Source organism: Sulfitobacter mediterraneus, from assembly GCF_016801775.1.
GTDB lineage: Bacteria > Pseudomonadota > Alphaproteobacteria > Rhodobacterales > Rhodobacteraceae > Sulfitobacter > Sulfitobacter mediterraneus_A.
Genome location: NZ_CP069004.1, coordinates 1,573,517 through 1,598,543 on the forward strand (window position 1 = coordinate 1,573,517; position 25,027 = coordinate 1,598,543).

At 60.1% G+C, this 25,027-nt stretch carries 25 protein-coding genes; 8 read left to right on the forward strand and 17 right to left on the reverse strand.

All coding sequences use genetic code 11. From position 1 onward, the window contains the following. The first annotated feature begins 24 nt into the window (after nucleotides 1-24). The 5 genes from JNX03_RS07700 to JNX03_RS07720 all read left to right on the forward strand — a co-directional run bounded on the left by JNX03_RS07700 (nucleotide 25) and on the right by JNX03_RS07720 (nucleotide 7,151). A complete protein-coding gene (locus tag JNX03_RS07700) occupies nucleotides 25-1,386 on the forward strand; it encodes an FAD-dependent oxidoreductase (RefSeq protein WP_203211801.1) in 1,362 nt (453 codons plus the stop codon). A 67-nt stretch (nucleotides 1,387-1,453) separates the two neighbouring features. Beyond that, nucleotides 1,454-2,533, forward strand: coding sequence for an AI-2E family transporter (locus JNX03_RS07705; protein WP_203211802.1), 1,080 nt, complete (start codon nucleotides 1,454-1,456; stop codon nucleotides 2,531-2,533). Between the two features lies 1 nt (nucleotide 2,534). Then, nucleotides 2,535-3,215 carry an HdaA/DnaA family protein gene (locus JNX03_RS07710; RefSeq protein WP_203211803.1) on the forward strand — a complete coding sequence of 227 codons (681 nt, stop codon included), beginning with the start codon at nucleotides 2,535-2,537 and terminating at the stop codon, nucleotides 3,213-3,215. 74 nt (nucleotides 3,216-3,289) lie between these two features. Continuing rightward, nucleotides 3,290-5,464, forward strand: a complete 2,175-nt coding sequence (locus tag JNX03_RS07715) for an RNA degradosome polyphosphate kinase (protein WP_203211804.1) — start codon at nucleotides 3,290-3,292, stop codon at nucleotides 5,462-5,464. Between the two features lie 103 nt (nucleotides 5,465-5,567). Then, nucleotides 5,568-7,151 carry a Ppx/GppA family phosphatase gene (locus JNX03_RS07720; protein WP_203211805.1) on the forward strand — a complete coding sequence of 528 codons (1,584 nt, stop codon included), beginning with the start codon at nucleotides 5,568-5,570 and terminating at the stop codon, nucleotides 7,149-7,151. Between the two features lie 80 nt (nucleotides 7,152-7,231). On the opposite strand, the gene JNX03_RS07725 is transcribed toward JNX03_RS07720, so the two are convergent. The 7 genes from JNX03_RS07725 to JNX03_RS07755 all read right to left on the reverse strand — a co-directional run bounded on the left by JNX03_RS07725 (nucleotide 7,232) and on the right by JNX03_RS07755 (nucleotide 13,715). Continuing rightward, entirely contained in the window at nucleotides 7,232-7,597 is a 366-nt protein-coding gene (locus JNX03_RS07725) for a hypothetical protein (protein WP_203211806.1), read from the reverse strand. A gap of 23 nt (nucleotides 7,598-7,620) precedes the next feature. Beyond that, complete coding sequence (locus JNX03_RS07730) at nucleotides 7,621-8,670, reverse strand: endonuclease/exonuclease/phosphatase family protein (RefSeq protein ID WP_203211807.1); 1,050 nt, start codon at nucleotides 8,668-8,670, stop codon at nucleotides 7,621-7,623. Further along, nucleotides 8,670-9,350 carry a molecular chaperone DjiA gene (locus tag JNX03_RS07735; RefSeq protein ID WP_203211808.1) on the reverse strand — a complete coding sequence of 227 codons (681 nt, stop codon included), beginning with the start codon at nucleotides 9,348-9,350 and terminating at the stop codon, nucleotides 8,670-8,672. The genes JNX03_RS07730 and JNX03_RS07735 overlap by 1 nt, the downstream gene beginning before the upstream one ends. A 31-nt stretch (nucleotides 9,351-9,381) precedes the next feature. Continuing rightward, on the reverse strand, nucleotides 9,382-9,867 hold the full coding sequence (locus JNX03_RS07740; protein WP_203211809.1) for a GNAT family N-acetyltransferase: 486 nt from the start codon (nucleotides 9,865-9,867) through the stop codon (nucleotides 9,382-9,384). After that, nucleotides 9,864-10,478: a VOC family protein gene (locus JNX03_RS07745; protein WP_203211810.1), complete on the reverse strand. Its 615-nt coding sequence runs from the start codon at nucleotides 10,476-10,478 to the stop codon at nucleotides 9,864-9,866. The genes JNX03_RS07740 and JNX03_RS07745 overlap by 4 nt, the downstream gene beginning before the upstream one ends. Nucleotides 10,479-10,669: 191 nt before the next feature. Next, nucleotides 10,670-12,811: a methylmalonyl-CoA mutase gene (scpA, locus tag JNX03_RS07750; RefSeq protein ID WP_203211811.1), complete on the reverse strand. Its 2,142-nt coding sequence runs from the start codon at nucleotides 12,809-12,811 to the stop codon at nucleotides 10,670-10,672. Further along, complete coding sequence (locus tag JNX03_RS07755) at nucleotides 12,771-13,715, reverse strand: hypothetical protein (RefSeq protein ID WP_203211812.1); 945 nt, start codon at nucleotides 13,713-13,715, stop codon at nucleotides 12,771-12,773. The genes scpA and JNX03_RS07755 overlap by 41 nt, the downstream gene beginning before the upstream one ends. A gap of 168 nt (nucleotides 13,716-13,883) precedes the next feature. On the opposite strand from JNX03_RS07755, the gene JNX03_RS07760 reads away from it, so the two are divergent. After that, nucleotides 13,884-14,345 (forward strand): DUF4174 domain-containing protein, encoded by a 462-nt coding sequence (locus JNX03_RS07760; RefSeq protein WP_203211813.1) that lies wholly within the window; start codon nucleotides 13,884-13,886, stop codon nucleotides 14,343-14,345. Nucleotides 14,346-14,430: 85 nt separating this feature from the next. Here the strand turns inward: JNX03_RS07760 and JNX03_RS07765 are convergent, their stop codons facing one another. The 9 genes from JNX03_RS07765 to JNX03_RS07805 form a co-directional block, all read right to left on the reverse strand. Then, nucleotides 14,431-15,210: a hypothetical protein gene (locus tag JNX03_RS07765; RefSeq protein WP_203211814.1), complete on the reverse strand. Its 780-nt coding sequence runs from the start codon at nucleotides 15,208-15,210 to the stop codon at nucleotides 14,431-14,433. Between the two features lie 4 nt (nucleotides 15,211-15,214). Then, complete coding sequence (locus tag JNX03_RS07770) at nucleotides 15,215-17,260, reverse strand: acetyl-CoA carboxylase biotin carboxylase subunit (protein WP_203211815.1); 2,046 nt, start codon at nucleotides 17,258-17,260, stop codon at nucleotides 15,215-15,217. A 135-nt stretch (nucleotides 17,261-17,395) separates the two neighbouring features. Beyond that, the gene (locus tag JNX03_RS07775; protein ID WP_025047728.1) at nucleotides 17,396-17,602 is read right to left on the reverse strand and encodes a hypothetical protein; all 207 of its coding nucleotides are present in this window, start codon (nucleotides 17,600-17,602) and stop codon (nucleotides 17,396-17,398) included. A gap of 325 nt (nucleotides 17,603-17,927) precedes the next feature. Then, nucleotides 17,928-18,275, reverse strand: coding sequence for a hypothetical protein (locus JNX03_RS07780; RefSeq protein WP_203212179.1), 348 nt, complete (start codon nucleotides 18,273-18,275; stop codon nucleotides 17,928-17,930). A 78-nt stretch (nucleotides 18,276-18,353) separates the two neighbouring features. Further along, entirely contained in the window at nucleotides 18,354-18,500 is a 147-nt protein-coding gene (locus JNX03_RS07785) for a hypothetical protein (RefSeq protein ID WP_162933395.1), read from the reverse strand. A 214-nt stretch (nucleotides 18,501-18,714) separates the two neighbouring features. Next, a complete protein-coding gene (locus JNX03_RS07790; RefSeq protein WP_203211816.1) occupies nucleotides 18,715-19,089 on the reverse strand; it encodes a DUF6497 family protein in 375 nt (124 codons plus the stop codon). Beyond that, the gene (locus JNX03_RS07795; protein ID WP_203211817.1) at nucleotides 19,086-19,481 is read right to left on the reverse strand and encodes a cupin domain-containing protein; all 396 of its coding nucleotides are present in this window, start codon (nucleotides 19,479-19,481) and stop codon (nucleotides 19,086-19,088) included. The genes JNX03_RS07790 and JNX03_RS07795 overlap by 4 nt, the downstream gene beginning before the upstream one ends. After that, entirely contained in the window at nucleotides 19,478-19,951 is a 474-nt protein-coding gene (locus JNX03_RS07800) for a methyltransferase family protein (RefSeq protein ID WP_203211818.1), read from the reverse strand. The genes JNX03_RS07795 and JNX03_RS07800 overlap by 4 nt, the downstream gene beginning before the upstream one ends. Then, the gene (locus JNX03_RS07805; protein ID WP_203211819.1) at nucleotides 19,948-21,480 is read right to left on the reverse strand and encodes an acyl-CoA carboxylase subunit beta; all 1,533 of its coding nucleotides are present in this window, start codon (nucleotides 21,478-21,480) and stop codon (nucleotides 19,948-19,950) included. Before JNX03_RS07805 ends, JNX03_RS07800 begins: the two co-directional genes overlap by 4 nt. 169 nt (nucleotides 21,481-21,649) lie before the next feature. On the opposite strand from JNX03_RS07805, the gene JNX03_RS07810 reads away from it, so the two are divergent. Together JNX03_RS07810 and JNX03_RS07815 are read left to right on the forward strand one after the other, a co-directional pair. Beyond that, nucleotides 21,650-22,867: a multidrug effflux MFS transporter gene (locus JNX03_RS07810; protein ID WP_203211820.1), complete on the forward strand. Its 1,218-nt coding sequence runs from the start codon at nucleotides 21,650-21,652 to the stop codon at nucleotides 22,865-22,867. Between the two features lie 83 nt (nucleotides 22,868-22,950). Then, on the forward strand, nucleotides 22,951-24,351 hold the full coding sequence (locus tag JNX03_RS07815; protein WP_203211821.1) for a helix-turn-helix domain-containing protein: 1,401 nt from the start codon (nucleotides 22,951-22,953) through the stop codon (nucleotides 24,349-24,351). On the opposite strand, the gene JNX03_RS07820 is transcribed toward JNX03_RS07815, so the two are convergent. Further along, on the reverse strand, nucleotides 24,352-25,017 hold the full coding sequence (locus JNX03_RS07820; protein ID WP_203211822.1) for a thermonuclease family protein: 666 nt from the start codon (nucleotides 25,015-25,017) through the stop codon (nucleotides 24,352-24,354). It abuts the gene before it with no gap. Between the last annotated feature and the right edge of the window lie 10 nt (nucleotides 25,018-25,027).

Here is a 25,027-nt window from a genome sequence, read left to right on the forward strand (position 1 = left end):
TGGTCAAAACACCCAGGATTGCCCATGCCCAGCATCACCGAACCGGCCCGCGAAACCCCGATTATTCACCAAACCGGCGTTCTGGTTGTCGGCTCCGGCCCCGGCGGCCTTGCTGCGGCGCTCGCCGCCGCGCGGGCGGGTGCAGAGGTTACGCTGCTGGATCGGTTCGGTTGTTTTGGCGGCAATATCACCGTTGTCGGGGTTGAGGGCTTTGCCTGGTACCGCCATGAAGCGACTGTCGAAGCGGGCGGCATCGGCTGGGAATTTGAGGAACGTGCCAAAGCTATGGGCGCGGCGGTTCCGGAATCCCAATCGCTCAGCTATGAGTTGGACAGCGAAGGCTTCAAACTGGTCGCTGACCGGCTGGTGCAGGAGGCCGGCATCCACCCCATGCTGCACCGCCAGTTTGTCGCCCCGATCATGCAGGGGGACCGGATCACCGGGGTGATTGTCGAATCCAAGGCAGGACGCGAGGCGATTTTGGCCAAGGTGGTGATAGATGCCACCGGCGACGCAGACGTCGCACAACGGGCGGGCGCGCCCACACGAAAAACCCCGATCGAAGAGATGCAGGCCGCCTCGGTGATGTTCCATATCGCGGGCGTGGACAAACAGGCCTTCATGGCCGGAGTGCAGAGCGATCCGCAAACCTACAAGGATTGGTCCTCGGGTGAGTGGCAGGTCGAAACCGACGGCAAGGAAGACGATATGTTCTCGCCCTTCCTTGGAAAACCCTTTGAACGCGCAATTAAGGACGGTCTGATCCCGCCGCATCTGAACACCATCGGCGGCACATGGGGGGCGGTCCATGACACCGGCGAGATGACCTATATGAACCTCGTGCATCTGGCAGGCTGCGACGGCACCGATCCCGACAGCATGACCCGCTTTGAGATCGAAGGCCGGGCGCAGGCCATGCTCGCCATCGATGCGCTGCGGGCCTATACGCCGGGCTGCGATGCGGCGCGGCTACGCAACTTTGGCACGTCCATCGGCATCCGCGACACGCGCAAGCTGGATGCCCAATACAACATGACCGAAAACGATGTCCGCCATCAGGGCCGTTTTGAGGACAGCATTGGCATCTATCCCGAATTTATCGACGGCTATGGCGTGCTGATCATTCCGACCACGGGGCGCTATATGCAGGTGCCCTATCGGTCAATGTTACCCAAGAAGATCAAAAACTTGCTGGTCACAGGCCGCGCCATTGGCGGCGACAAGATCGCCCATGCCGCCACCCGCAACATGGCCTGCTGCGCCGTGGCGGGCCAGGGCGCAGGCGTTGCGGCGGCGCAGTCCATCGCCACCGGCACCGCGTTGGACCAGCTTGACATTCAAGCCGTGCAAACCACCCTGTCGAAACAAGGCGTGCGGGTATTCTAGCGCCCCCACCCCTTGAAACACCGTTCCGCATGGGCGATGTGATAAGAAGCCCAAACCGGAGACATTCATGGCCCTGCCTGTACGAGATCAGCTGAAATACTGGGGCGCCGCCACGGCGGTGTTTCTCATTGTACTGTGGTTTCTCGGCGATGTGCTGCTCCCCTTTGTCTTGGGCGGGGCGATAGCCTATTTCCTTGATCCGGTGGCCGACCGGCTTGAGAAAATGGGCCTCAGCCGCGCCTTGGGAACGGCCTGTATCACCGTTGTTGCCCTGCTGATCTTTGTGGTCATGGCGCTGCTGGTGGTGCCGACACTGGTCAATCAAACTGTCAGCCTGATCGAGGTGGCACCGCAACTGACCCGCGATTTCACCAATTTCCTGACCGAACGGTTTCCATCCCTGCTCGATCAGGATTCGACCCTGCGCAGTTCGCTCAATTCGATAGGAGCCACCATTCAGGAACGCGGCGGACAGGTGTTGCAAACGGCACTGGCCTCCTTTGCCTCGATTATCAACATCATCCTGCTCTTTGTGATCGTGCCTGTGGTCGCGGTTTACCTGTTGCTGGATTGGGACCGCATGGTCGCTGGCATTGACGGATTGTTGCCAAGAGACCATCAGCCGGTGATCCGCCAACTGGCCAGAGACATTGACAAAACGCTGGCCTCTTTCATTCGCGGTATGGGCACAGTTTGCCTGATCCTTGGCACCTATTATGCCATCGCGCTGATGCTTGTGGGGCTGCAATTCGGCCTTGTCGTTGGGTTTATCGCGGGTCTCGTGACCTTTATTCCCTACCTCGGCGCGATCCTTGGCGGCGCCTTGGCCATTGGGCTGGCATTGTTCCAGTTCTGGGGGGATTGGGTGTCCATCGGACTGGTCGCCGGTATCTTTGCTCTCGGTCAGGTGATCGAAGGCAATGTTCTGACCCCCAAGCTGGTGGGCAATTCGGTGGGCCTGCACCCTGTTTGGCTGATCCTGTCGTTGTCTGTCTTCGGCACGCTCTTTGGCTTTGTCGGCATGTTGGTCGCGGTCCCTGTTGCGGCGGCGCTGGGTGTGGTGGCCCGCTTTGCGGTCAGCCAATACAGACAAAGCCTGCTATACAAAGGCACCAGCCAAAACGCCAAATCCTCGGGCGACAGCTGACATGCACAGACAACTGGGACTGGACCTGCCCAGCCGCACGGCGCTGGAACGGGATGCATTTTTTGTCGCACCCTCGAACGCCATGGCGCTGGCGATGATTGATGGCTGGCAACAATGGGCGGGCGGCAAGCTGGTGCTGACCGGTCCTGCCGGATCAGGCAAAACCCACCTTGCCCACGTCTGGGCAGAGATGTCAGGCGCCACCATCGTGCCAGCCAGCAGCCTTCGAGACGCGGACATCCCCGCCCTTGCCCAATCCAGCATCGCGGTCGAAGACATTCCCGCCATCGCAGGCAACGCAGAGGCGCAGACCGCTCTGTTCCATCTCCACAACCTGGTGCTCGCCGAAGGTCACAAACTGCTGCTGACCGGTACACCGCCGGTGCAACATTGGGGGCTCAGTTTGCCAGACCTCATCAGCCGCCTGCGCGGGGCAACTGCCGTCGCGCTGGAGGCCCCCGATGATGCGCTGCTGTCGGCCCTACTCGTCAAACTGCTGGCTGACCGGCAATTGACACCCAAGCCCGATCTGATCCCCTATCTGCTGACCCGAATGGACCGTTCCTTTGCCGCTGCGATTGACCTGATCAACCGGCTTGATGCCGCCAGTATCGCGCTCAAACGGCCCGTGACCCGCCATCTGGCAATGCAGGTGCTGGACAAAGACCACCCTGACGCGTGATACTGCTTTGAAATATGGTAGAAATCCTTTCTGCCTGTCGCAATCCCGTTACACACCAACGCCATAAGGCGCCCATGACCCACGCAGATTTTCTCGAAAGCCCCTTTCCCGACGCGACCGACCTGCCCGAGCTGGACATCTCGGGAACTGGCAGGTTCTTTAACCGCGAACTCAGCTGGCTGGCCTTCAACTGGCGGGTATTGGAAGAGGCCGAGAACCCCCGTGTGCCGTTGCTGGAAAGACTGCGGTTCCTGTCAATCTCTGCCGATAACCTTGATGAGTTCTACACCGTGCGCGTCGCAGGCCTGCGCGAGCTGGCACAGGCGGGCAACACCACCCCTGCCGCTGACGGGCTGACACCTGCCGAACAACTGGTGTTGATCAACGAAAACGCCCGCAATCTGATGATGAACCAGCAGCGTGTTCTGGTCTCTTTGATGGCCGAGATGGACGCGCAGAACATCATGTTGGAACGGATCGCGGACCTGACTGATGATGATCGGGCCTACCTCAAAGAAGTCTTTCTAAATCAGGTGTTTGCGGTTCTGTCTCCGCTTGCGATTGACCCCGCGCATCCCTTCCCGTTTATACCCAACACCGGCTATGCGCTGGCCCTGCAACTGGAACGCAGCGCCGACAAACGCCCCTTGCAGGCGCTCTTGCCGATCCCCGCGCAGATTGACCGTTTCGTGTCCCTGCCTGCCCCCGATGGCAGCATCAGGTATCTGCCGCTTGAAGACCTGCTGGTGGTGCATATTCCGGACCTGTTTCCGGGTTACAAGCTCAAGGCACACTTCGAATTTCGCGTGCTGCGCGACAGCGACCTCGAAGTGGAGGACGAAGCCGAAGATCTGGTGCGCGAATTCGAGGTCGCCCTGAAACGCCGCCGCCGCGGCGAGGTGGTGCGCCTGACCCATTCCGCCGGTGCGCCGGAAAAGCTGAAATCCGTTATCATGGACGAATTGGGCGTACACGAACGCGATGTGATCGAGATTGACGGCATGATTGGCGTCGATGACCTGAGCGAGCTTGTCACCGACAGCCGTCCGGATCTGCTTTGGCCGCAGTTCACACCGCGCGTGCCGGAACGGGTGTCGGATCACGATGGCGATATGTTCGCTGCGATCCGCCAGAAAGACATGCTGTTGCACCACCCCTATGAAACCTTCGATATGGTGGTCCGTTTCCTGGCCCAAGCAGCGCGTGATCCCAATGTGGTGGCGATCAAACAGACGCTCTACCGCACCTCGCGCGACAGCCCGATTGTCGAGGCGCTGTGCGAGGCGGCTGAGGATGGCAAATCGGTCACCGCCCTGGTTGAGCTGAAGGCCCGCTTTGACGAGGCGGCCAACATCCGCCAGTCGCGGCGGTTGGAACGCGCGGGCGCACATGTGGTCTACGGATTTATAGACCTGAAAACACACGCAAAAATTTCAACCGTGGTGCGCCGTGAAGGCAATCAACTGGTCACCTACACCCATTATGGCACAGGCAATTACCATCCGATTACGGCCCGCGTTTACACCGACCTTTCGCTGTTCACCTGCGATCAGCGTCTGGGCCGGGACGCCACCAAAGTGTTCAACTACCTGTCCGGCTATGCCCAGCCCGACAGCCTTGATAACCTTGCCATCTCGCCCACCACCCTCAAACCGCGCCTGCTTGAAATGATCGCCGCCGAGGCGGATCATGCCGCCAACGGCAAACCGGCCGAGATCTGGGCCAAGATGAATTCCATCATCGATTCCGAAGTCATTGACGCGCTCTACGCCGCCTCGCAGGCCGGAGTGAAGATCAGCCTTGTGATCCGCGGCATCTGCGGGTTGCGCCCCGGCGTCAAAGGGCTGAGCGAGAATATCCGCGTGAAATCCATTGTCGGACGGTTCTTGGAACATTCACGCATTGTCTGCTTTGGCAATGGCCATGGATTGCCGCATAAAAAGGCGCGGGTCTTTATGTCGTCCGCCGATTGGATGGGCCGCAACCTGAACCGCCGCGTTGAAACGCTGGTTGAGATTGAAAACCCGACCGTGAAGGCACAGATCACCAGCCAGGTGATGGCGGCAAACCTTGCCGATGTGGCCCAAAGCTGGGTCATGGCCCCCGATGGCACATTTGACCGCCCGCCGATCCCCGAAGGCCAGTTTGCATTCAACTGCCACCGCTTCTTTATGGAAAATCCATCCCTGTCGGGACGCGGTTCTGCCGGGGCGTCAGACGTGCCAAAACTGACCCATACAGAAGACTGATTTTTGCCCGCCGCACCGCCGGATTTGCCCTGATTAACGATTGACCTAAGCACGGCACTGGACCATTTTGCGCCCAACTGCCACCTGCCCGCAGGAGACGCCCATGGCCCATCTCACCGACCCCGCAACGCCTGCGGTGCCAGAAACCGGACTTGCGGATTTGGGGCTTTTCGGCAAACCCCTGTTCGAAGATCCAAGCGCACGGGCGCTGGCGCGGGTCGGGGTTGTGGATGTCGGGTCAAACTCTGTCCGATTGGTGGTGTTTGACGGCGCGGCGCGATCGCCCGCCTATTTCTACAACGAAAAAATCATGTGTGCCCTCGGCGCGGGCATGGCCGAAACCGGCCATCTGTCGCCCCAAGGCCGCGCCCGCGCCCTGTCAGCCATGCGCCGGTTCAGCAAACTCGCCGAAGGGATGGGCCTGTCGGAACTCACGGTTGTCGCCACTGCGGCAGTGCGCGATGCCACTGACGGGCAGGAGTTCTGCGACGAGGTGCGCCGCGAAACCGGTCTGCGGATCTGGGTCATTGACGGGCGCGAAGAGGCACGATTGTCGGCGCAGGGCGTCCTGCTGGGCTGGCCGGGGGCTTATGGGCTGGTCTGCGACATTGGTGGTTCGTCGATGGAACTGGCCGAAATTTCCGGCGGGCGCGTCGGGCGGCGGGTCACCTCTCAGCTCGGCCCGCTGAAACTGCGAGACCTCAAAGGTGGGGCCACGGCACGCGATGCCCATATCAAAGAGGTGATGGAAAGCCTGCATGCCCAAATGGGCAGCCAACGCGACCGATTGTTTCTGGTGGGCGGATCATGGCGGGCCATCGCACGGATTGACATGCTGCGCCGGGGCTATCCCCTGCATGTACTGCACGAATACCGCATGACGCCCAAGGCCGTCCGCGCCACGGTGAAATACATCAAGAACTGCGATCTGGATGAACTGCGCGCCGCCTGCGGTGTGTCCTCAACCCGGATGGCGCTGGTGCCCTATGCCGCGCAGGTCTTGTCGCGGCTGGTGCGCACCTTCAAACCCAAGGACATCGCGATCTCCAGCTATGGTATCCGCGAAGGCATGCTTTACGAACAGATGCCTCAACGCCTGCGCGACCGCGATCCCCTGATCGAGGCTTGCCGCTTTGCCGAGGCCAAGGATGCCCGGATGCCGGGTTTTGGCAAGGTGCTCAACAATTTTATCGCCCCGCTCTACCGCTCGGCCCCTGCCCCGCGCAAACGGCTGGTCAAAGCCGCCTGCCTTCTGCATGACGTCAGCTGGCGGGCGCATCCCGACTACCGTGCAGAAGTTTGCTTTGACAATGCCACCCGCGCCAACCTCGGCGGGCTGAAACACTCCGAACGTATCTATCTGGGTCTGGCGCTGCTGCACCGATATTCCAACAAGCGCGAAAACACCCGGTTTGAAGATCTCTACGAGATGGTAGACGAACGCACCCGCAGAGAGGCCGAAATCCTTGGCAAGGCGATGCGATTTGGTGCGATGCTGTGGATGAACAAAGATGCAGAACGCGGCGAAATGCGTTGGTTTCCAAAGAAAAAGCTGCTGCAATTGCGCCTGACCGAAGACATGCTGCCCCTGTTTGGCGAGGTCGCCGAGGCGCGGTTCAACTCATTGGCCAGTTCCCTTGAGGCGCAGGTCGAGATCAAGACCGTGCGCAAGGCGCGACACGATTGACACGCCCGCCCGGCCGTGAGGGCGGAATTGAGTTTTTCTTGCCAAATGAAGCAGGAGGACGCACGGAACAACAGCCGTGTTCAAAGGTCAATTTGCGGTGCAGGTTCGGTCGGGGTTTCCGGTTTGACCAATGGATAATCCGGTTTGCGGCGGATCACGATATCCCCGTTAGGCAACATCTCGGGCGCTTGATACGCGCTCCAGTCCTCGACCTCTTCCAAGAGTTCGGTCAGTTTCGGCCCCATCTCCTGGGCAAAGTTCTTGAGTGCCGGGCCCACCTGATCGGCCAGCCCTGAAAATTCCTCGATGGCGGGCTCCATCTCTTTGAGAATGCCTTCCATGAACATCTGCGCCCCGCGTTCCATGAGGGACAATCCGCGGTCCTCCTCGGCGGTCACAGCCAAGGGTGCAAGAGCCACCAAAATGATCAAACTGATACGTTTCATAGGGCCAATATAGTAGCCTTGCCTCAGGTTTTCGAGGGGGCGACCGGACCATCAGCGAATTCCAGCGTCACCGGGAAATGGTCAGACGCCATTACTAGCGCATCGCGCAGCTCTGGTGTGTGCCAGCAATCAGGATCATCGAGCGGATGCCAGATCCGCCAGGCCGCGCCCCGTTGCCGGAAATGCGGCGTGACCATGATGTAGTCCAAAAGCGCCTGCAAGAACCGCTTTTCCGGCCTGATCCAGAACCGCGAAGTGGTCGGCATCGCGCCCAAACGGCGGCTGAGCGCCTGCCGCGCATGCGGATCAAAAAGCGCATCCGGCCCGTCATCCCCCATGACGATCTCGACCGACGAGCGGCCAAACAGATGTTCAAACTCATCCAGCCCCGGCCCGTCATTCAGATCCCCCAGAACCACCAGCGGCACTGCATCTTGCAGATGTTCCTCGATCCGGCCACGCAGCCAAATTGCCTGCGCCAATTGTTTGCGCCGGTTGGCAATGGCAAAGCTCATCACTTCGGCAGGATTGCTTGCCCCATGCGGCGCTTTGGACTTGAGATGCGCCCCGATCATTCGAAAGACAAATCCACCAGCAGTCTCAACCGACAGCTCAAGCGGCGGCTTGGAAAACACCACCCGGTCTTCGGTGGCATCAATATCCAGATCAATCCGCAGCGCCCCGTCGAAACGCGGCGCACCCTTTGCCCCATCGGGACCAGACGCCACACCTTGGGGATCATGCTTGACCCGCATCACATCCGGATCAAACAGCAAGGCGATCTCTTGCTGGGTGTCATTGGGAAAACCAATGACCGCATCCCTTGCCCGCAACCCAAAATGTTCAGCGAACCCGGTCAGAGCTTTGATGGTAGAGCGGCTCTTGCTCTGGTCCGGCGCTTCGATAATCATGACAGCATCCGCATCCAGGGCCTGAAACACCCGGCCCAATGCCTGGGTCTGCTGCGCGCGCGTCACGTTGTAGCGTGCCGACCAGCCGCCATCATCAAAAAGCTGGTCATCGTCGTCAAACAGGCTCGAAAACCACTCGATGTTATAAGTGGCAATCCGCATCAAGCGGCCTTGCCAGACAAGGTTTCCCAGGCCCGGTTGATATCAATCAGCCGCTTTTCCGCCATGCGCACTGCCTCTTCGGGCAGGCCCCGCGCCACCAGGGCATCGGGGTGATTGGCCCGCACCAGTCTGCGCCACGCTGCCCGCGCTTCCTCCATCGAGGCATCCGGCGCAATACCCAGAACCGTATGTGGCAGCGGCGAGGTATCAGGCACAAACCGCGCCTTGAGCGCCGGAAATATCTCATCGGCCAACCCGAATATTTCTGCCACCCGCTCCAGAAACGCGTCCTCATTGGGGTGATATGTCCCATCGGCCATGGCGATGTGGAAAAGCCCCTCCATCAGATCGGTCAGGATCTCGGGCTGCTCGGCAAACATCTGGGCGATCCGGCGGGCGTAATCGTCAAATCCCGCCACATCGCGCCGTGCCAGATTGAACACCCGCGCCGCACCATCCGCATCGGCCTCGGCAATCTGAAACACCTCGCGAAACGCTGTGACCTCATCGCGGGTGACCAAACCGTCGGCCTTGGCCATCTTGGCCCCCAAGGCGATCACCGCAATGGTGAAGGCCACCGACCGCTCCGGAGGGCTGCGCAGGCGGTCAAACACTTCTCCCAGCCCCTGGCCAGAGGTCAGGGCGGAAAGGGCTTCGGTGATGCGGGTCCAAATCGACATGGGCGAACCATAGACGCTGCCGCGGGGGAAGTCAGGACGTTCGGAGGCTTTTCTGCATCAAAATCAGGTCAAGCCATACGCCGTGCTTGCGCCCCACCTCCGGCATGTGCCCGGTCTGGGCAAACCCCATCTTCCTGTGAAAGGCGACAGCCGCTTCATTGGCCCCGCTGATCCCGGCCACCATGACGTGAACCCCCTGATCCCGCGCCGCCTTTTCCGCCTGCGCCATCAGACGCGCCCCGATACCCTGACCGCCAAAACCGTCCGCCACAATCACCGTGTGTTCGACCGTATGGGCATATCCGGGCCCAGCCCGAAACGCCCCGAATGTCACAAATCCGGCCAGTGCACCCGCCTCGGCCACCCAAAAGGCGGAAGGCCGTGCATCAATCAGCCCGGCCACCTCCGCTGGCGTTTTCTCAACTGTGGTGAAGGTAAACACCGTGTCCCGGATCATGCCATTCCACAGCGCCGCGATACCCTGTGCATCCGCTGCACTCGCGGGCCTGACAATCACCGCAGCACCCGTGCCTGACCCGCAACGTCAAACCGCGCCTCAAGCCCGGCTGAGCCGGTCTCAAACGCCACAAATGCACCCTGCAAATGCGGCGCAAGCAACTGCGCCAGCTCCGCCGCCTGCGGATGGCGCACTGTCAATCCGGTCATCCGGCAACCTTTTTGCTCCAACCGCGTCGCCGGATGCGCAGCGCCCTCCCATTCGATCAGCGCAGGCGCACAATTGTCATAGGGCAAAATCCCGCTCTCCGGCACCGCCATGCGCCACCGCAGATCGCCCCGCTGCAACTGCACAGGTGCGCCAAAGCCTGCCGGCAAGGCGGCCAATGTTGCGTCCAGATCCGAACAGCGGCAAATCCAGTTGCTCAGCCGCGCCGCACCGGAAAACCGATCCAGATCAAACCACCGCGGCCGCATTGGCGTGGCCCCGTCGGGATTGATAGCAATCGCCTCAAGATACAGCCCGTCTTCGAGGCCCAACAGCATATTATGGGTGAAGAACACATCATGCTCACCGCCCTGCTGCAAGGACACACCCAACGCCGCCTCAACATGGGCCTGCGCCGCCGCCAGCGTTTCTCCGGCCACAGCAACATGATCCAGTTCAATCATTGCCCCACTCCCCACTGCAACGCCCCCCTTTTTGGCCCAAAATACTCACGGAGGGGGTTTGGGGGAGGCAGACAGCCTCCCCCAACCTTTCCACTTGCGCCATCTGTCCAGGCAGATGGACAACAGGGCGGCAGTCAGCCGCCCCCAATCAACAAATCACATCATTTGGCATTCGCCAAATGCCCTTTGGGTCACCCCCGCGCCGTGCGGATCAGCTTGAGAATATCCTGCGCCGCCGACGGGATATTGGTCCCCGGCCCAAAGATCGCCTTGACCCCGGCATCGTAGAGGAACTGATAATCCTGCTGCGGGATCACCCCGCCGCAAATCACCAATATATCCTCTGCGCCCGCCTCTTTCAGCGCGGCAATCAATTGCGGGGCCAGCGTTTTATGGCCCGCGGCCTGCGAACTGATACCGATCACATGCACATCGTTATCAACCGCATCCTGCGCCGCTTCGGCAGGGGTCTGGAACAGCGGCCCCACATCCACGTCAAACCCGATATCGGCAAAGGCCGTGGCAATCACCTTGGCGCCGCGGTCATGGCCGTCCTGGCCCATCTTCACCACCAGCATACGCGGGCGCCGACCCTCGGCCTCGGCAAATTCTTCCACGGATTTCTGGATATTGGCGAAACCCTCATCCCCCTCATAAGCCGCGCCATATACCCCGGCGAGGGTTTTCACCTCCGCCCTGTGGCGGCCAAACTCGTCTTCCATTGCCATGCTGATCTCTCCCACAGTGGCGCGTGCCCGTGCCGCTTCGACCGCCCCTTCCAACAGGTTGCCGCCCTCTTTGGCGCGGCGGGTCAGTTCCGCCAATGCGACGGTACATGCGGCCTCGTCGCGGCTGGCGCGGATGCTGTTCAAACGTTTGATCTGGCTTTCGCGCACCGCGACATTGTCCACATCCAGAATATCAATCGGGTCTTCGCTTTCGCGGCGGTATTTGTTGACCCCGACGATCACCTCGGTGCCACGGTCAATATTGGCCTGCCGTGTCGCCGCCGCCTCTTCGATCCGCAGTTTCGGCATGCCAGAAGCCACGGCCTTGGTCATGCCGCCCAATTCCTCAACCTCTTCGATCAAGGTCCAGGCCGCCTCGGCCAGATCATGGGTCAGCTTTTCAACATAGTAAGACCCGGCCAGCGGATCGACCACATTGGTCACGCCGGTTTCTTCTTGCAAAATCAACTGGGTATTGCGGGCAATGCGCGCGGAAAAGTCGGTCGGCAAGGCAATCGCCTCATCCAGCGCGTTGGTGTGCAGCGACTGCGTGCCGCCCAGTGCCGCCGCCATCGCCTCATAAGCGGTGCGTACCACGTTGTTGTACGGATCCTGTTCCTGCAAGGACACACCAGATGTCTGGCAATGGGTCCGCAGCATCGAGGATTTCGGGTTCTTCGGCTCAAACTCCGACATGATCCGGTGCCACAACAAACGCGCCGCCCGCAGTTTGGCCGCTTCCATGAAAAAGTTCATGCCAATGGCAAAAAAGAACGACAGGCGCGGCGCAAACCGGTCCACGTCCATGCCAGCAGCAATCGCGGTGCGCACATATTCACGGCCATCCGCAAGGGTAAAGGCCAGTTCCTGAACGAGGTTCGCGCCGGCCTCCTGCATGTGATAACCCGAGATCGAGATTGAATTGAACTTCGGCATATGGTCCGAGGTATATTCGATGATATCGCCAATGATCCGCATCGATGGCTCTGGCGGATAGATATAGGTGTTGCGCACCATGAACTCTTTCAGAATGTCGTTCTGAATGGTCCCGGCCAGCACCGATTTGTCATGGCCCTGCTCTTCGCCCGCAACGATGAAATTGGCCAAAATCGGGATCACGGCACCGTTCATCGTCATCGACACGCTGACCTTGTCCAACGGGATGCCGTCAAACAGGATTTTCATATCCTCAACGCTGTCGATGGCCACACCGGCCTTGCCGACATCACCCTCAACACGGGGGTGGTCGCTGTCATAGCCCCGGTGAGTGGCCAGATCAAAGGCCACCGAAACCCCCTGCTGCCCCGCCGCCAGACCGCGCCGGTAAAATGCGTTGGATTCTTCGGCTGTTGAAAAGCCCGCATATTGGCGGATTGTCCAAGGACGGCCCGCGTACATCGTGGCCTTCACCCCGCGGGTGAACGGCGCGCTGCCGGGGATGGAGCCCAGATGATCCACCCCTTCGAGGTCTTCGGCAGTGTAAAGCGGCTGCACGGGGATGCCCTCAAGGGTGTTCCACGTCAGATCGTCCACACTGCGTCCACGCAGCTCCGCCTCGGCGGCTTTACGCCATGTTTCCTTTGATGTGTCCTTGTCCGCTGTCATGAGCTTGTCCTCTTGTCATCTGATCCGGCGGCAGGTTTTTGTCTGCGCTTGTCCGGATCTTATCCTCTGTCAAATGGGCCAGACCATCAGCACCGGCAGTCAGCCAGTGCAGATCGTCCGCATAGTGATCCGCCAATCGGGCGGTTTGTTCTGGAGTGAATGGGTGCCAACGGCCCTGTCCTTCGGGCAATTGCGCCGGGTCTGCCCCCTGCGCCAACAGCACCCCGCGCAGCTTTGGCAAATCAGGTGACCGGTTCAGCCAAAGCGCATTTCGGTCGGCGGGCACCGCGCGGTCCAATGCCGCCGCCAGCACGCTGTCGGACCGGCCTGCAAAGGTTTCAAACGGCAGCACCTCGATATGCGCATCCGGCACTGCGCAAGACAGATCCGTGATGACATCCCGCCAACCCCGCTGGCGGTTCGAGATCACCTCGAAGGTGCGTGGCTGTGGCACGGGATGTCCTCGGGCCACGGTCATCGCCGCTACCGAGGACCACCATAGGTCGGGCGAGCGGACACATAGAACCACGCGGCTGATCTTGCCGCCAAAGGCCGCTGAAACCCGTGCCAGTCGTTCACCGATCGCCGGATATAGAGTTCTGGCCCGCAGGCAGGCCCGCGGCGTGCCGATCATGTTCTCGTCACTGACCAGCAGATCGCGCAACCCCAGATCCGCAGCCCGCGCCGCAAGAAGCTGCACCCGCCCTTGGGCACGGGTCTGAAGGCTGAGCCTTTTTGCAGCGGCAGGGCCAGGAAACAACCCCGGAAACACCGACTTACGGGTGCGCCACGGCCCCCAGAACCCGGTTCCCTGTTGGCCCAGATCATCCGCGTGCTCCCGCACATAATGCTGGAACGTGGTCGTCCCGGTGCGATGCGCACCAAGGTGAAGTATGACATCCATAACAGCGGCGCCAATCGTGCTGAGCAAGGCCGCCCCCATCGGCCTGAACGCAGGGGAACACCCCGTCATGTGCCCAAAGCCATTGCATTGTGCTTAATGCGAAAATCACACCGATTTTGCATCGCAAATCTTGCAAAAGCGCCTATATCTGTTTCAACAGGAGCCTTTATGAAACCGCTTATACCGCTTGTTATTGCTGGATTTTTTGCCACCGCACTGAGTGCGGACACCGATGCGCCACCTGCCGCAGATACCGTGTTTCGCACCGCAGATATGGCCGATTTAAGCGAATTCCACTGGAAAAAGCGCCCCGTTGTGGTCTTTGCCGACAGCGAGAACGATCCTGCCTTTATCGAACAGATGGAACTTTTGGAGGCCCGCACGGACGCGCTGATCGAACGGGATGTCGTCGTTTTGACCGACACCGACCCCGCTGCCCGCTCGGCGCTGCGGCTCAAGATGCGGCCCCGCGGCTTTATGCTGGTGCTTGTGGGCAAGGACGGCGGCATCAAACTGCGCAAGCCATTTCCATGGGACGTGCGGGAAATCAGCCGCAGCATAGACAAAATGCCCATCCGCCAACGCGAGATCCGCGAAGAGAAAGACACCATGCGCCCCGAAAGGCCGTGATCCTTGATCAGCAGTGCCCTGGCGCCTATGTTAAAGGCAGGAACAACGCGAAGGTCTGATATGGACAAAGATCCCAACATACCGTTCACACCGATCCCTGTGACGTGGCGGACAGGTCCGCGCCCTGGCTATTGATAATCTGCTGGGCCGCTCTGGCCCCGCCGACGGAATAGGCCTTGATCAATCGTAGGGCATATTTTCCGAACAAATACGCCTGTTTACGCATGCCTACATAGTCTGAATACATTGCAGTGCGGCGTGGTGGGTCCAGTGTCTTGAACGTCTCGCCGCGCATATCCTCGGCAAGAGCCGAAACCGATTTGATCAGACTGTAGTAGGCGACAATCGCATCAATCGTCTGGCGCGGCAGCACGTCAATCTCCGCGATCACCGCGTCATAGACATGATCGTGATGCTCACGCGGGATAAACGGCACATAATCCGCCTCTTTTTCCATACGTTCGGTCAAGGCGGCGACATAGGCCTCCGTTTCCCCCACAACCCATAGCGATTCCAGCGTATTGCCGATCTCTGCATAAAGCGCCTTGTGATAATCCCGCAGCCGCTCCGCACGTCCGCGCGATTTGGCCAGTTCGGCAAAAATTGCCGTGGTCAGCCAGCCCACCGCAATCACCAGACCCGCGATCATCGCCTGCTGGATACCTGTCTCCAACTGGCCCAGGAAGGGCAGAGCCGCCCAAACCAAAGCGCCGAGGATCACGACGACCGGCAGACCAATCGTCAAAAAGAACTGCGCGATGATCAGACCTGCGGTGCGGGCCTCTTTCCACAGCAACAGCAGACCGGCGCAGAACACTGCGCCAATCGCCAAAAGCCAGGGAAGAGACAGCACCGCATCGGTCATCGGATCATTCGAACTCCATGATCACGTCGTCCACCGCAAGGCTGTCGCCCGCGCTGGCGTTGATCTTGGACACCACACCCTTTTTCTCGGCCCGCAGAATGTTTTCCATTTTCATCGCCTCAATGGTGCAAAGCGCCTGACCTTCCTGCACCTCGTCGCCCACAGCGGCCTCCAGTTTGACCACCAGACCCGGCATCGGGCAGAGCAGCATCTTGGACGTATCCGGCGCGACCTTTTCCGGCATCATCAGGGCCAGTTCGGCCTGACGGGGGGTGCGCACATGCACGCGCAGGTCCGCGCCCCGGGTGCGCACACGGAAACCGCCAGAGATCTTGCCAACCTTCAGGATCAACGGTGCATCTGCCACGGTCATGGTCGCCAGTTGATCGCCCGGCGTCCAATCGCCGCTCACGCGCAGCGCTTCGCCATCGGCAAAGTTCACGGTCGCGCCGTTCTGATCGGCCTCGATGGTCACATCAAATGATTGCCCCTGAATGGCGACGTTCCAATCAGTGCCGACCTTGCGTTCGTGGTTGTCCATCCGGCCCGACACCCGCGCCCGGCGGATTTCAGCGACGCGGTGCATCGCAGAGGTCGCCGCCGCAATCCGGCGCAATTCGTTTTCGGGCAATTCAACCCCTTCGAACCCATCGGGATATTCTTCGGCGATAAAGGCCGTGGTCATATCGCCGCTGATAAAGATCGGGTGATCCATCACCGCCGACAAGAATGGCAGGTTGTGGCCAATCCCCTCGACCTCAAAACTGTCCAGTGCCACGCGCATCTGCTCAATCGCCTCGGCGCGGGTCGGGGCCCAGGTACACAGCTTGGCGATCATCGGGTCGTAGTACATCGAAATTTCGCCACCCTCGTAGACGCCGGTGTCATTGCGCACGGCCATCACCCCTGACGGGGCATCATCCTGCCACTTGCCGTTGTCCAGAAGTGGCCCGGCCGCGACTTCCTGTGGCGGGCGATAGCGTGTCAAACGGCCAATGGAGGGCAAAAACCCCCGATAGGGGTCTTCGGCATAAAGACGGTTTTCAATCGCCCAGCCGTTCAGCTTCACATCCGATTGTTTGATCGACAGCTTCTCGCCATTGGCCACGCGGATCATCTCTTCGACCAGATCAACACCGGTGATCAACTCGGTGACAGGGTGTTCCACCTGCAAGCGGGTGTTCATCTCAAGGAAGTAAAAGTTCTTGTCGCCATCCACGATGAATTCCACCGTCCCGGCAGAGGCATAATCAACCGCCAGCGCCAATGCGACGGCCTGTTCGCCCATGGCCTTGCGGGTCGCCTCATCGAGGAAAGGCGAAGGTGCTTCTTCGACAACCTTTTGGTTGCGGCGCTGGATCGAACATTCCCGCTCACCCAGATAGATACCATTGCCGTGGCTGTCGCAGAGCACCTGAATTTCAATGTGGCGCGGTTGCGTGACGAACTTTTCGATAAAGATCCGGTCATCGCCAAAGGAATTGGCTGCCTCGTTCTTGGACGACTGGAACCCCTCGCGGGCCTCTTCGTCATTCCAGGCAATCCGCATGCCCTTGCCGCCGCCCCCGGCAGAGGCCTTGAGCATCACCGGATAACCGATTTCATTGGAAATCTTGACCGCCTCATCCGCATCCTCGATCAGCCCCATGTAACCCGGAACGGTGGAGACCCCCGCCTCCTGCGCGATTTTCTTGGAGGTGATCTTGTCCCCCATCTTTTCGATCGCCCCCACGGGCGGGCCGACAAAGGCCACACCAGCGTCCGACAGCGCCTCGGCGAACTTGCTGTTCTCGGACAGGAAGCCATAGCCGGGATGCACGGCCTCGGCCCCGGACGATTTGACCGCCTCCATCACCTTGTCGATGACGATATAGGACTGGTTTGCCGGGGGCGGGCCGATATGCACGGCCTCATCCGCCATCTGCACATGCAGCGCCTGCGCATCCGCGTCCGAATAAATCGCGACAGTGGTGATGCCCATCTTACGGGCGGTCTTGATAACGCGGCAGGCAATCTCGCCCCGATTGGCGATCAGGATTTTCTTGAACATGGGATATCCTTCTGGGTCTTGAGGAAAACACAAAAACCCTGTCGCAGCGAAGGCTGCGCAGGGTTCAAATAGGCGGGTGCCAAACAAGCGTGCCGGGTCTTGCGGCCTGCCGTTTTGGCAATGATTAGAGGGTGATCAGTTGCACTTGCCCGGGTTGAGTTGGCAATAGGCGATGTTGCCCGCAGCCCCGATGGCCGCGCCTTGGGCAAGGCTGCCACTGGTGATCGCCGCAGCGCCCGCGCCAATGGCCGCGCCGCCAAGTGCCTGTTCGCCAAGCGTGTCACCGCAAGCGGCCAAACCGCCGCAGGCCGCAAGGCTGAGAATGATATGTTTGATGGACATCTGCCTGTTCCTTCACTGCTTTTATATGCAGGAACAACGCGGCAGGCGCCCTTTGGTTCCGCGCTGCCGGGCCGATCCTGTGCCTGACCATCCAGACCGCGCCGCCTGCGGGAAAAAACGGGCAGCACAATCGGGGGGACGCTGCGCTGCCCATAAGGGGAAGGGGTTTGGTCTTGATGTGCAAACGGCGCATGTTCTTTGAGCGCGCCGCCTGCAGGTCCGACCCTGTCCAAATCCGCCCCAAGGGCCAAGCCCATAACGCCCCGCGCCGAGAAATCGGCTGAGGATCGCGCAAATGCGGGGAGGAGTGGCGCAAACATGCCGATTACCCTTCAAACGCTTCTGGAAAGGCCGCGCGGGCGATGGCCTCGTCGATGACCAAGAGCGCCTCGTAATCTGCCGGATCAAAAGGATCGGTCGCAGGCAAGACCTCGCGGCCAAACAGCCACGACAGACGCCCCGCGTCCAGATTGCCGCGCTCAAACGGCTGATCGCCAAAGGCTTCCCACAATGCCTTCATAAAGGCAGCATCGGCACGGCGGTCCGGCGGGCGGCGATCCGGGCGACGCTCGCGCCGGGTGATCGGCGTGACGCCCTTGGGATTGGGGCGTCGAATGGTGAATTGAAAGTCAGTGCCGGGCAAACGGCCCGGAAACCCGCGATGTTTCAACATATAGGCAGGCATCACACACCCTCCTGACAAAGGGTGGTGGGGATCAAGGCAGGCGGGATCGCCTGCCTTGCAACAGACTTACTTGTATTTGCCTGTGTATGTGGGCTCAACCGAGATGGGCTCTGGGTCGACAACCACGAATTCTTCTTCGGTCTGGCCGCTTGTGCATGCGGCAACAACGGCAACAAAGCCGAGCGTTGCCAACAGTTTGATGCTCTTTGACATCTATGTCTCCTGTCATTGTTGATGAGGCGCTGCACTGCTAGATGCCTCGCACGCCCCGGTTCTGAGGTAAGGGATACATGGGTATTCCTTGGCCGCAGAATAAGCAAAACGCTTTCCGATTGATACGGTTCCGCCGTCAATCGGCGGACTTGTGACGCCAAAGCCTCATTCATTCGTGTCTGTGGCAAACCGCCCCCTACATGTTGTGGTTGCATCAGAAACCCTCCCAAATACAGGAGCCATTTTCTGCGCGAAACGCTTCGAAAAACTGTGTTGCATCAGGATCGGCCACGCCAAATTCGGTGGGCCGGTCGGCCAGCGAGACCACGATCACATCGCCGGACAGTTCAAAATCCGAGATATACGACAACGCAGTTACCTCACACAGATGCAACATGTCCTGCGCGTTGGCCTCCGCCATCGCGTCATCGCGGGAGATCTTCGGCGCAACGAACCTGAACCGCAGCCAGACCTCATCGCCCAGATCGTCAATCAGCACCTCCTGAAGGTCTACAGGCTGTCCCGATGGAACGTCGAAGGACCAGACCGGCGTCGCCGCCAGCAAAAGCGCAAAGGCCAGACGGATCATGGCGCCTCTTCCTCCTGTGTGGCGAAATCGGCGGGCGAGATGATCTCGATCAGCTCCATATCATCCGAATGCCGCACCTCGCGGTGCTTGATCCCCGGCGGCTGTAACACACAAGACCCGGCCCGTAGCAGATGCTCCCCCTGCCCCTCGTATTCGAACACCACCCAGCCTTGGGTGACATAGACCATCTGGAAATCCAGCTCATGAGAATGCCATGCACCGGGGCTTTCCATCCCCGGCACGGCGCGGATCACATGGGCGCCGTAGCCGCCTTTGGTCGCATCCTTGATGCCCAGATCACGATATTCAAAAAACGGTCGCAACCCGGCACCTTCGAACTTTCCATCATCCGCATGGGCGATGGTGAAGGCTTGGTTTTTGAAAAGGGTCATAGCCATCTCCGCGTTTGGGTCAGGTATTCATCGTAAGGCGCGCCAAATTTCTGGCTCAGATAGGTTTCCTCGCGCAGCACCACCCCCCAATGCAGGCAAGCCCAAAGGATCACCGCCCCCAACACGGCCCAATCCAGCGAGAACACCAAACCAAGGCCAAGTTGCAGGATCACCATCCCCAGATACATCGGGTTCCGGGTAAACCGGTACGGCCCGTCCTGCACAAGATGCAGCGCCGACTGCCGTGGATCGACATGGGTGCCAGCTTGCCGAAACGCCCGCGTGCCACCCGCCGCCAACGCCCCTGCGCCCAGCATCATCACCAGCCCTGCCACAATGCTCCACCCGGTGCCCGCGTTTGGCAAAAGGCCAAGCGGAACCGCCCATTCCGCTGCAATCGCAGCGGCAGGCACCACCACAGATAGCAGCGGCGGAAAGAACAGGATGTCAGGGCCAGCGCTTTGGGTCATAGCGGAATGTTGTCGTGCTTTTTCCAAGGCCGGTTGACCTTCTTGTTCCGCAAGGATGCAAAGGCCCGCGCGATCCGTTTGCGCGTGGTGCGCGGCTGGATCACCTCGTCGATGAACCCGCGCTCTGCGGCGACAAAGGGATTGGCGAACCGGTCTTCATAATCCTTGGTGTGCTGCGCAATCTTTTCCGCATCGCCCAGATCCTGACGATGAATAATTTCCGTCGCGCCCTTGGCCCCCATCACGGCCACCTCGGCCGTGGGCCAGGCATAGTTGAAATCGGACCGCAGATGCTTGGACGCCATCACGTCATAAGCCCCGCCATAGGCTTTGCGGGTGATCACCGTCACCATCGGCACGGTTGCCTCGCCATAGGCAAACAGCAGCTTGGCACCGTGCTTGATCACGCCGCCATATTCCTGGCTGGTGCCGGGCAGAAAGCCGGGCACATCCACCAGCGTCAGCAGCGGGATTTCAAAGGCATCGCAGAAGCGCACAAACCGCGCCGCCTTGCGAGAGCTGTCAATGTCCAGACAGCCCGCCAGAACCATCGGCTGGTTCGCAACCACACCCACGGTGCGCCCCTCAAGACGAACGAAACCGGTGATGATGTTCTTGGCAAAATCTTCCTGGATCTCGTAAAAATCGCCCTCATCGGCCAGCTTATGAATCAGCTCTTTCATGTCGTAGGGCGTGTTCGGATTGGCCGGAACCAGGGTATCAAGGGAGGCCTCAATCCGGTCCGGCTCATCAAAGAACGGGCGCACGGGCGGCATCTGGGTGTTATTGGCCGGCAGGAAATCGACCAAGCGCCGCACCTCTGCCAAGGCTTCCACATCGTTTTCAAACGCCGCATCCGCGACCGAGGATTTACGGGTGTGGGTTGTCGCCCCGCCCAGTTCTTCGGCGGTCACCACCTCGTTGGTCACGGTCTTGACCACGTCAGGGCCGGTCACGAACATGTAGGAGGTGTCTTTGACCATAAAGATGAAGTCGGTCATCGCGGGGGAGTATACCGCACCGCCCGCACATGGCCCCATGATCACGCTGATCTGCGGGATCACGCCGGAGGCTTCGATATTGCGCTGAAACACTTCGGCATATCCGGCCAGCGAGGCCACGCCTTCCTGAATACGCGCCCCGCCAGAATCGTTGATGCCAATCACGGGTGCGCCGTTCTGGATCGCCATATCCTGAATTTTGCAGATCTTCTGCGCGTGGGTTTCGGACAGTGATCCACCAAAGACCGTGAAATCCTGACTGAACACATAGACCAGACGGCCATTGATCGTGCCCCAGCCGGTTACCACGCCATCGCCCGCAGGCTTTTGTTTCTCCATGCCAAAATCGGTGCAGCGATGAGTGACAAACATGTCAAACTCTTCAAAGCTGCCCTCGTCGAGCAACAATTCAACCCGTTCCCGCGCTGTCAGTTTGCCGCGCCCGTGTTGCGCATCAATGCGTTTTTGACCCCCGCCAAGGCGCGCGGTTTCGCGGCGCTCTTCAAGCTGTTCCAGAATATCTTTCATGATGAACCCCTGCATAAGTTTGGCGCATCTTATCCAAGCGGGGACGGCAACCAAAGTGGATTTGTGAATATTTGCAAAGTATTTCCACAGCTTCACTAGCTAATTGCAAAATTGCAAATGATCCCGCCCTCTCTGGACATTGTCCCGACATCGGAATACTTGCATTTGCATGAATGCCCCTCCCGTTATCCGGTTTCTGGATCGGACCACCCCACCGCATATCTCTACGTTGATCCTGCTTGCGGGCCTGTCTGCGATGGTGATGAACATCTTCCTGCCCAGCCTTCCCCAAATGGCAGAACATTTTGGCACGGATTACGCGGTGATGCAGCTTTCGGTCCCGCTCTTTCTGTTTTGCAGCGGCATCCTGCAACTCTTCATCGGCCCGATCTCCGACAATCTGGGCCGCCGCAAGGTGATGATGGGCGGGCTTGTCCTCTTCATCGGGGCGACATTGGGCTGTATCTACGCCCCCAACGCCACCGTTTTCCTGATCTTTCGCATAGGCCAAGCCATCATTGCCACGGCAATGGTCCTCAGCCGGGCCGTGATCCGCGATCTGTATTCACAGGATCAATCCGCCTCCATGATGGGCTATGTCACCATGGGGGTCGCCCTCGTACCGATGATCAGCCCCGCCATCGGAGGTGCGATTGAACAGGTCTTTGACTGGACCGTCACGTTTTGGCTGATGGCGGTTCTCGGCGGGATAATCCTGCTGATTGTCTGGGCCGACATGGGCGAAACCGCCCGCCACTCCGGCAAGACCTTGCTCGGACAGTTCCGCGAATATCCCGAACTGCTCAAAGCGCGGCGGTTCTGGGGTTATGCGATGGCTTCCGGATTTTGTTCTGGCGCGTTCTACGCCTATCTTGGCGGCGCGCCTTTTGTGGGCAGCACGGTCTTTGGCCTCAACCCGTTCTGGCTTGGCATCTACTTTGGCGCCCCCGCGATCGGCTATTTCGCGGGCAATTTCCTCACCGGTCTTTATGCAGTCAAATTCGGCGTCAACGCCATGGTGCTCTGGGGTTGTATTGCCAATGCCCTGGGCGGCGCAGTGTCCTTGCTGATCTTTCTCAGCGGGTATGGCACGGCCGAAACCTTCTTTGGCCTGATGACCCTTGTGGGCCTTGGCAACGGGCTGTGCATCCCCAATGCTGCGGCGGGCATGCTGTCTGTGCGCCCGCATCTGGCAGGTACGGCCTCCGGCCTTGGCGGCGCGATCATGATCGGCGGCGGCTCTGGCCTTGCGGTGTTGGCAGGTGCCCTGCTCACCCCTGAAACCGGCGCCTATCCACTGCTTTGGCTCATGCTGCTGACCGCCATTGCTGGGGTGATCTCCATCGCATCGGTGATCCGCCGTGAAAAAGCGCTCGGATTAGCATAACGTTAACCTTTTCACCGCACCTTGCCGCAGGGAGTTTGCAAAGCTAGGCTATCGCAAACTGCAAAGTTGCAAAGGGTGGCGTCATGGCCAATCAAAAACTCTATGCCGGAGCCAAGCTGCGCGAATTGCGCACGCGCGTCGGGCTGACCCAGAAAGACTTTGCCGGGCGGCTTGGCGTGTCCCTCCCCTATCTCAACCAGATGGAAAACAACAACCGACCGGTCAGCACAACCGTGGTCCTGTCTTTGGTGACAGAGTTCGGCATGGACGTGAGCGAGCTCAGCACGGGAGACGGTGAACGCCTGGTCAGTGACATGCGTGAGGCGCTGGCCGATCCGGTCTTTGGCGGCAACATGCCCCCGCTGGCCGATCTGCGCCTCACAGCCTCCAATGCGCCGGGCCTGGCGCGGGCCTTTCTTGAACTGCACCAAAGCTACCGGCAGACCCACGAGCGCCTCGCCTCTCTGGATGAGGCTTTGGGCCGTGGCGATGCCAGCGCCTCCCCCTCCCCATGGGAAGAGGTGCGCGATTTCTTCCACTATTGCGACAACTACATCGACGCGGTTGACCGCGCCGCCGAACATTTCGCCAGCCGCGAAGGCGGTCATAACAATATGCGCGTCGCTGCCGCCTCAGCCCTTGCCAATGCCGGGGTCAGCGTCAGCTTTGCCGATGCCGACCGCCTGCGCCAATACGACCCTGCGCAGAAGGCGCTGACCTTGTCGGCCCGCGCCGCACCAGAGACCCAAACCTTTCAAATGCTGCTGCAAGTCGCCCTGACCCGACAGGAGCCCCTGCTTGAGGCGACCCTGGATCTGGCCCGTTTTCACTCCACAGGGGCGCGGGAGATCGCCAAGATCGGGCTGGCCAATTATTTCGCCGGGGCCGCACTGATGCCCTACGGCCAATTCCATGAGAAGGCCCAAACCTGCCGCCACGATCTTGAGGTGCTCGCCGGACATTTCGGCGCCTCCATCGAACAGGTGGCGCACCGGCTTTCCACCCTGCAACGCCCCGGTGCCAAGGGTATCCCGTTCTTTTTCGTGCGGGTGGATCAGGCCGGCACCATCACCAAACGCCACTCTGCCACACGCCTGCAATTTGCCCGTTTCGGCGGGGCCTGCCCGCTGTGGAACGTGCATCGCGCCTTTGAAACGCCGGGGCATTTCCTGCGCCAGTTGGCCGAAACCCCCGATGGCGTGCGCTATATCTCGCTGGCCCGCGACATCACCAAACCGGGTGGTCGCTTTGGCGCCCCTGTACGCCGCTACGCCATCGCGCTTGGGTGCGAAGTGGGCCATGCAGATGCGCTGGTCTACGCCGATGGCATGGACACCAGCCGCGACAGCGCCTTTGAACCCATCGGGATTTCCTGCCGGATTTGCGAACGCAAAGGCTGCCATCAACGGGCTGTGCCGCCGCTGGAACGCCGCCTTGTCGTCGATCCGAACCGCCGCGATGTCCTGCCCTATCAGGTGGAATGATCAGCGCCGTGCGGGCCGCCACCCGGAGGCTCGCGCCTGCGCTTCGGAACAGAACCACCGCTCGCCCTTGGCAGGCTGAATGCCGGTGCGGTCATAAAACTTTTGCCCCGGCATGTGGTAGATCCGTTTGCCCTTGGCCGAAATATTACCCTTGATCGTACAGTTTGGATCTTGCGCGTCGCGCCCCTGGATCCGGGTCAGGCGATAGCGTGCAGGCGATTGCAGCGTGAACCCGTGAATGCCGCGTTTGGAGACCAGGGCCGCCTTTTCATCCAGGTCATAATCCATCGCATATTTGCGGTAGGCGAAAGCCAGACCATCCTGCACCAGCCGCGCCCCAATGTCCGCATCCCCGGCATAGCACTTGGCAACCACGCGTCCGTAACGGTCTTTGTCCTTGGCCACACAGCGCACCCGATGCCCGCCATAGAGATCTTGCAATTGCCGCGTGACCCAATCACCGCAGGCCCAGTTTTGCCCGCTGAGCGTTGTGCACGGCTGCCCGCGTTCCGGCGCGTCGATGCCATATAGGCGCACGCGGATCCGACCGACATCCACCGTATCGCCATCAATCACGCGCAGTTTTCCGGTGAAATCTGCCGCCTGCACAGCGGGTGCCAGCAGCCAAAGCGCACACAGCGCAAATCGTAAACAAATGGTTAACATGGCGCCACTA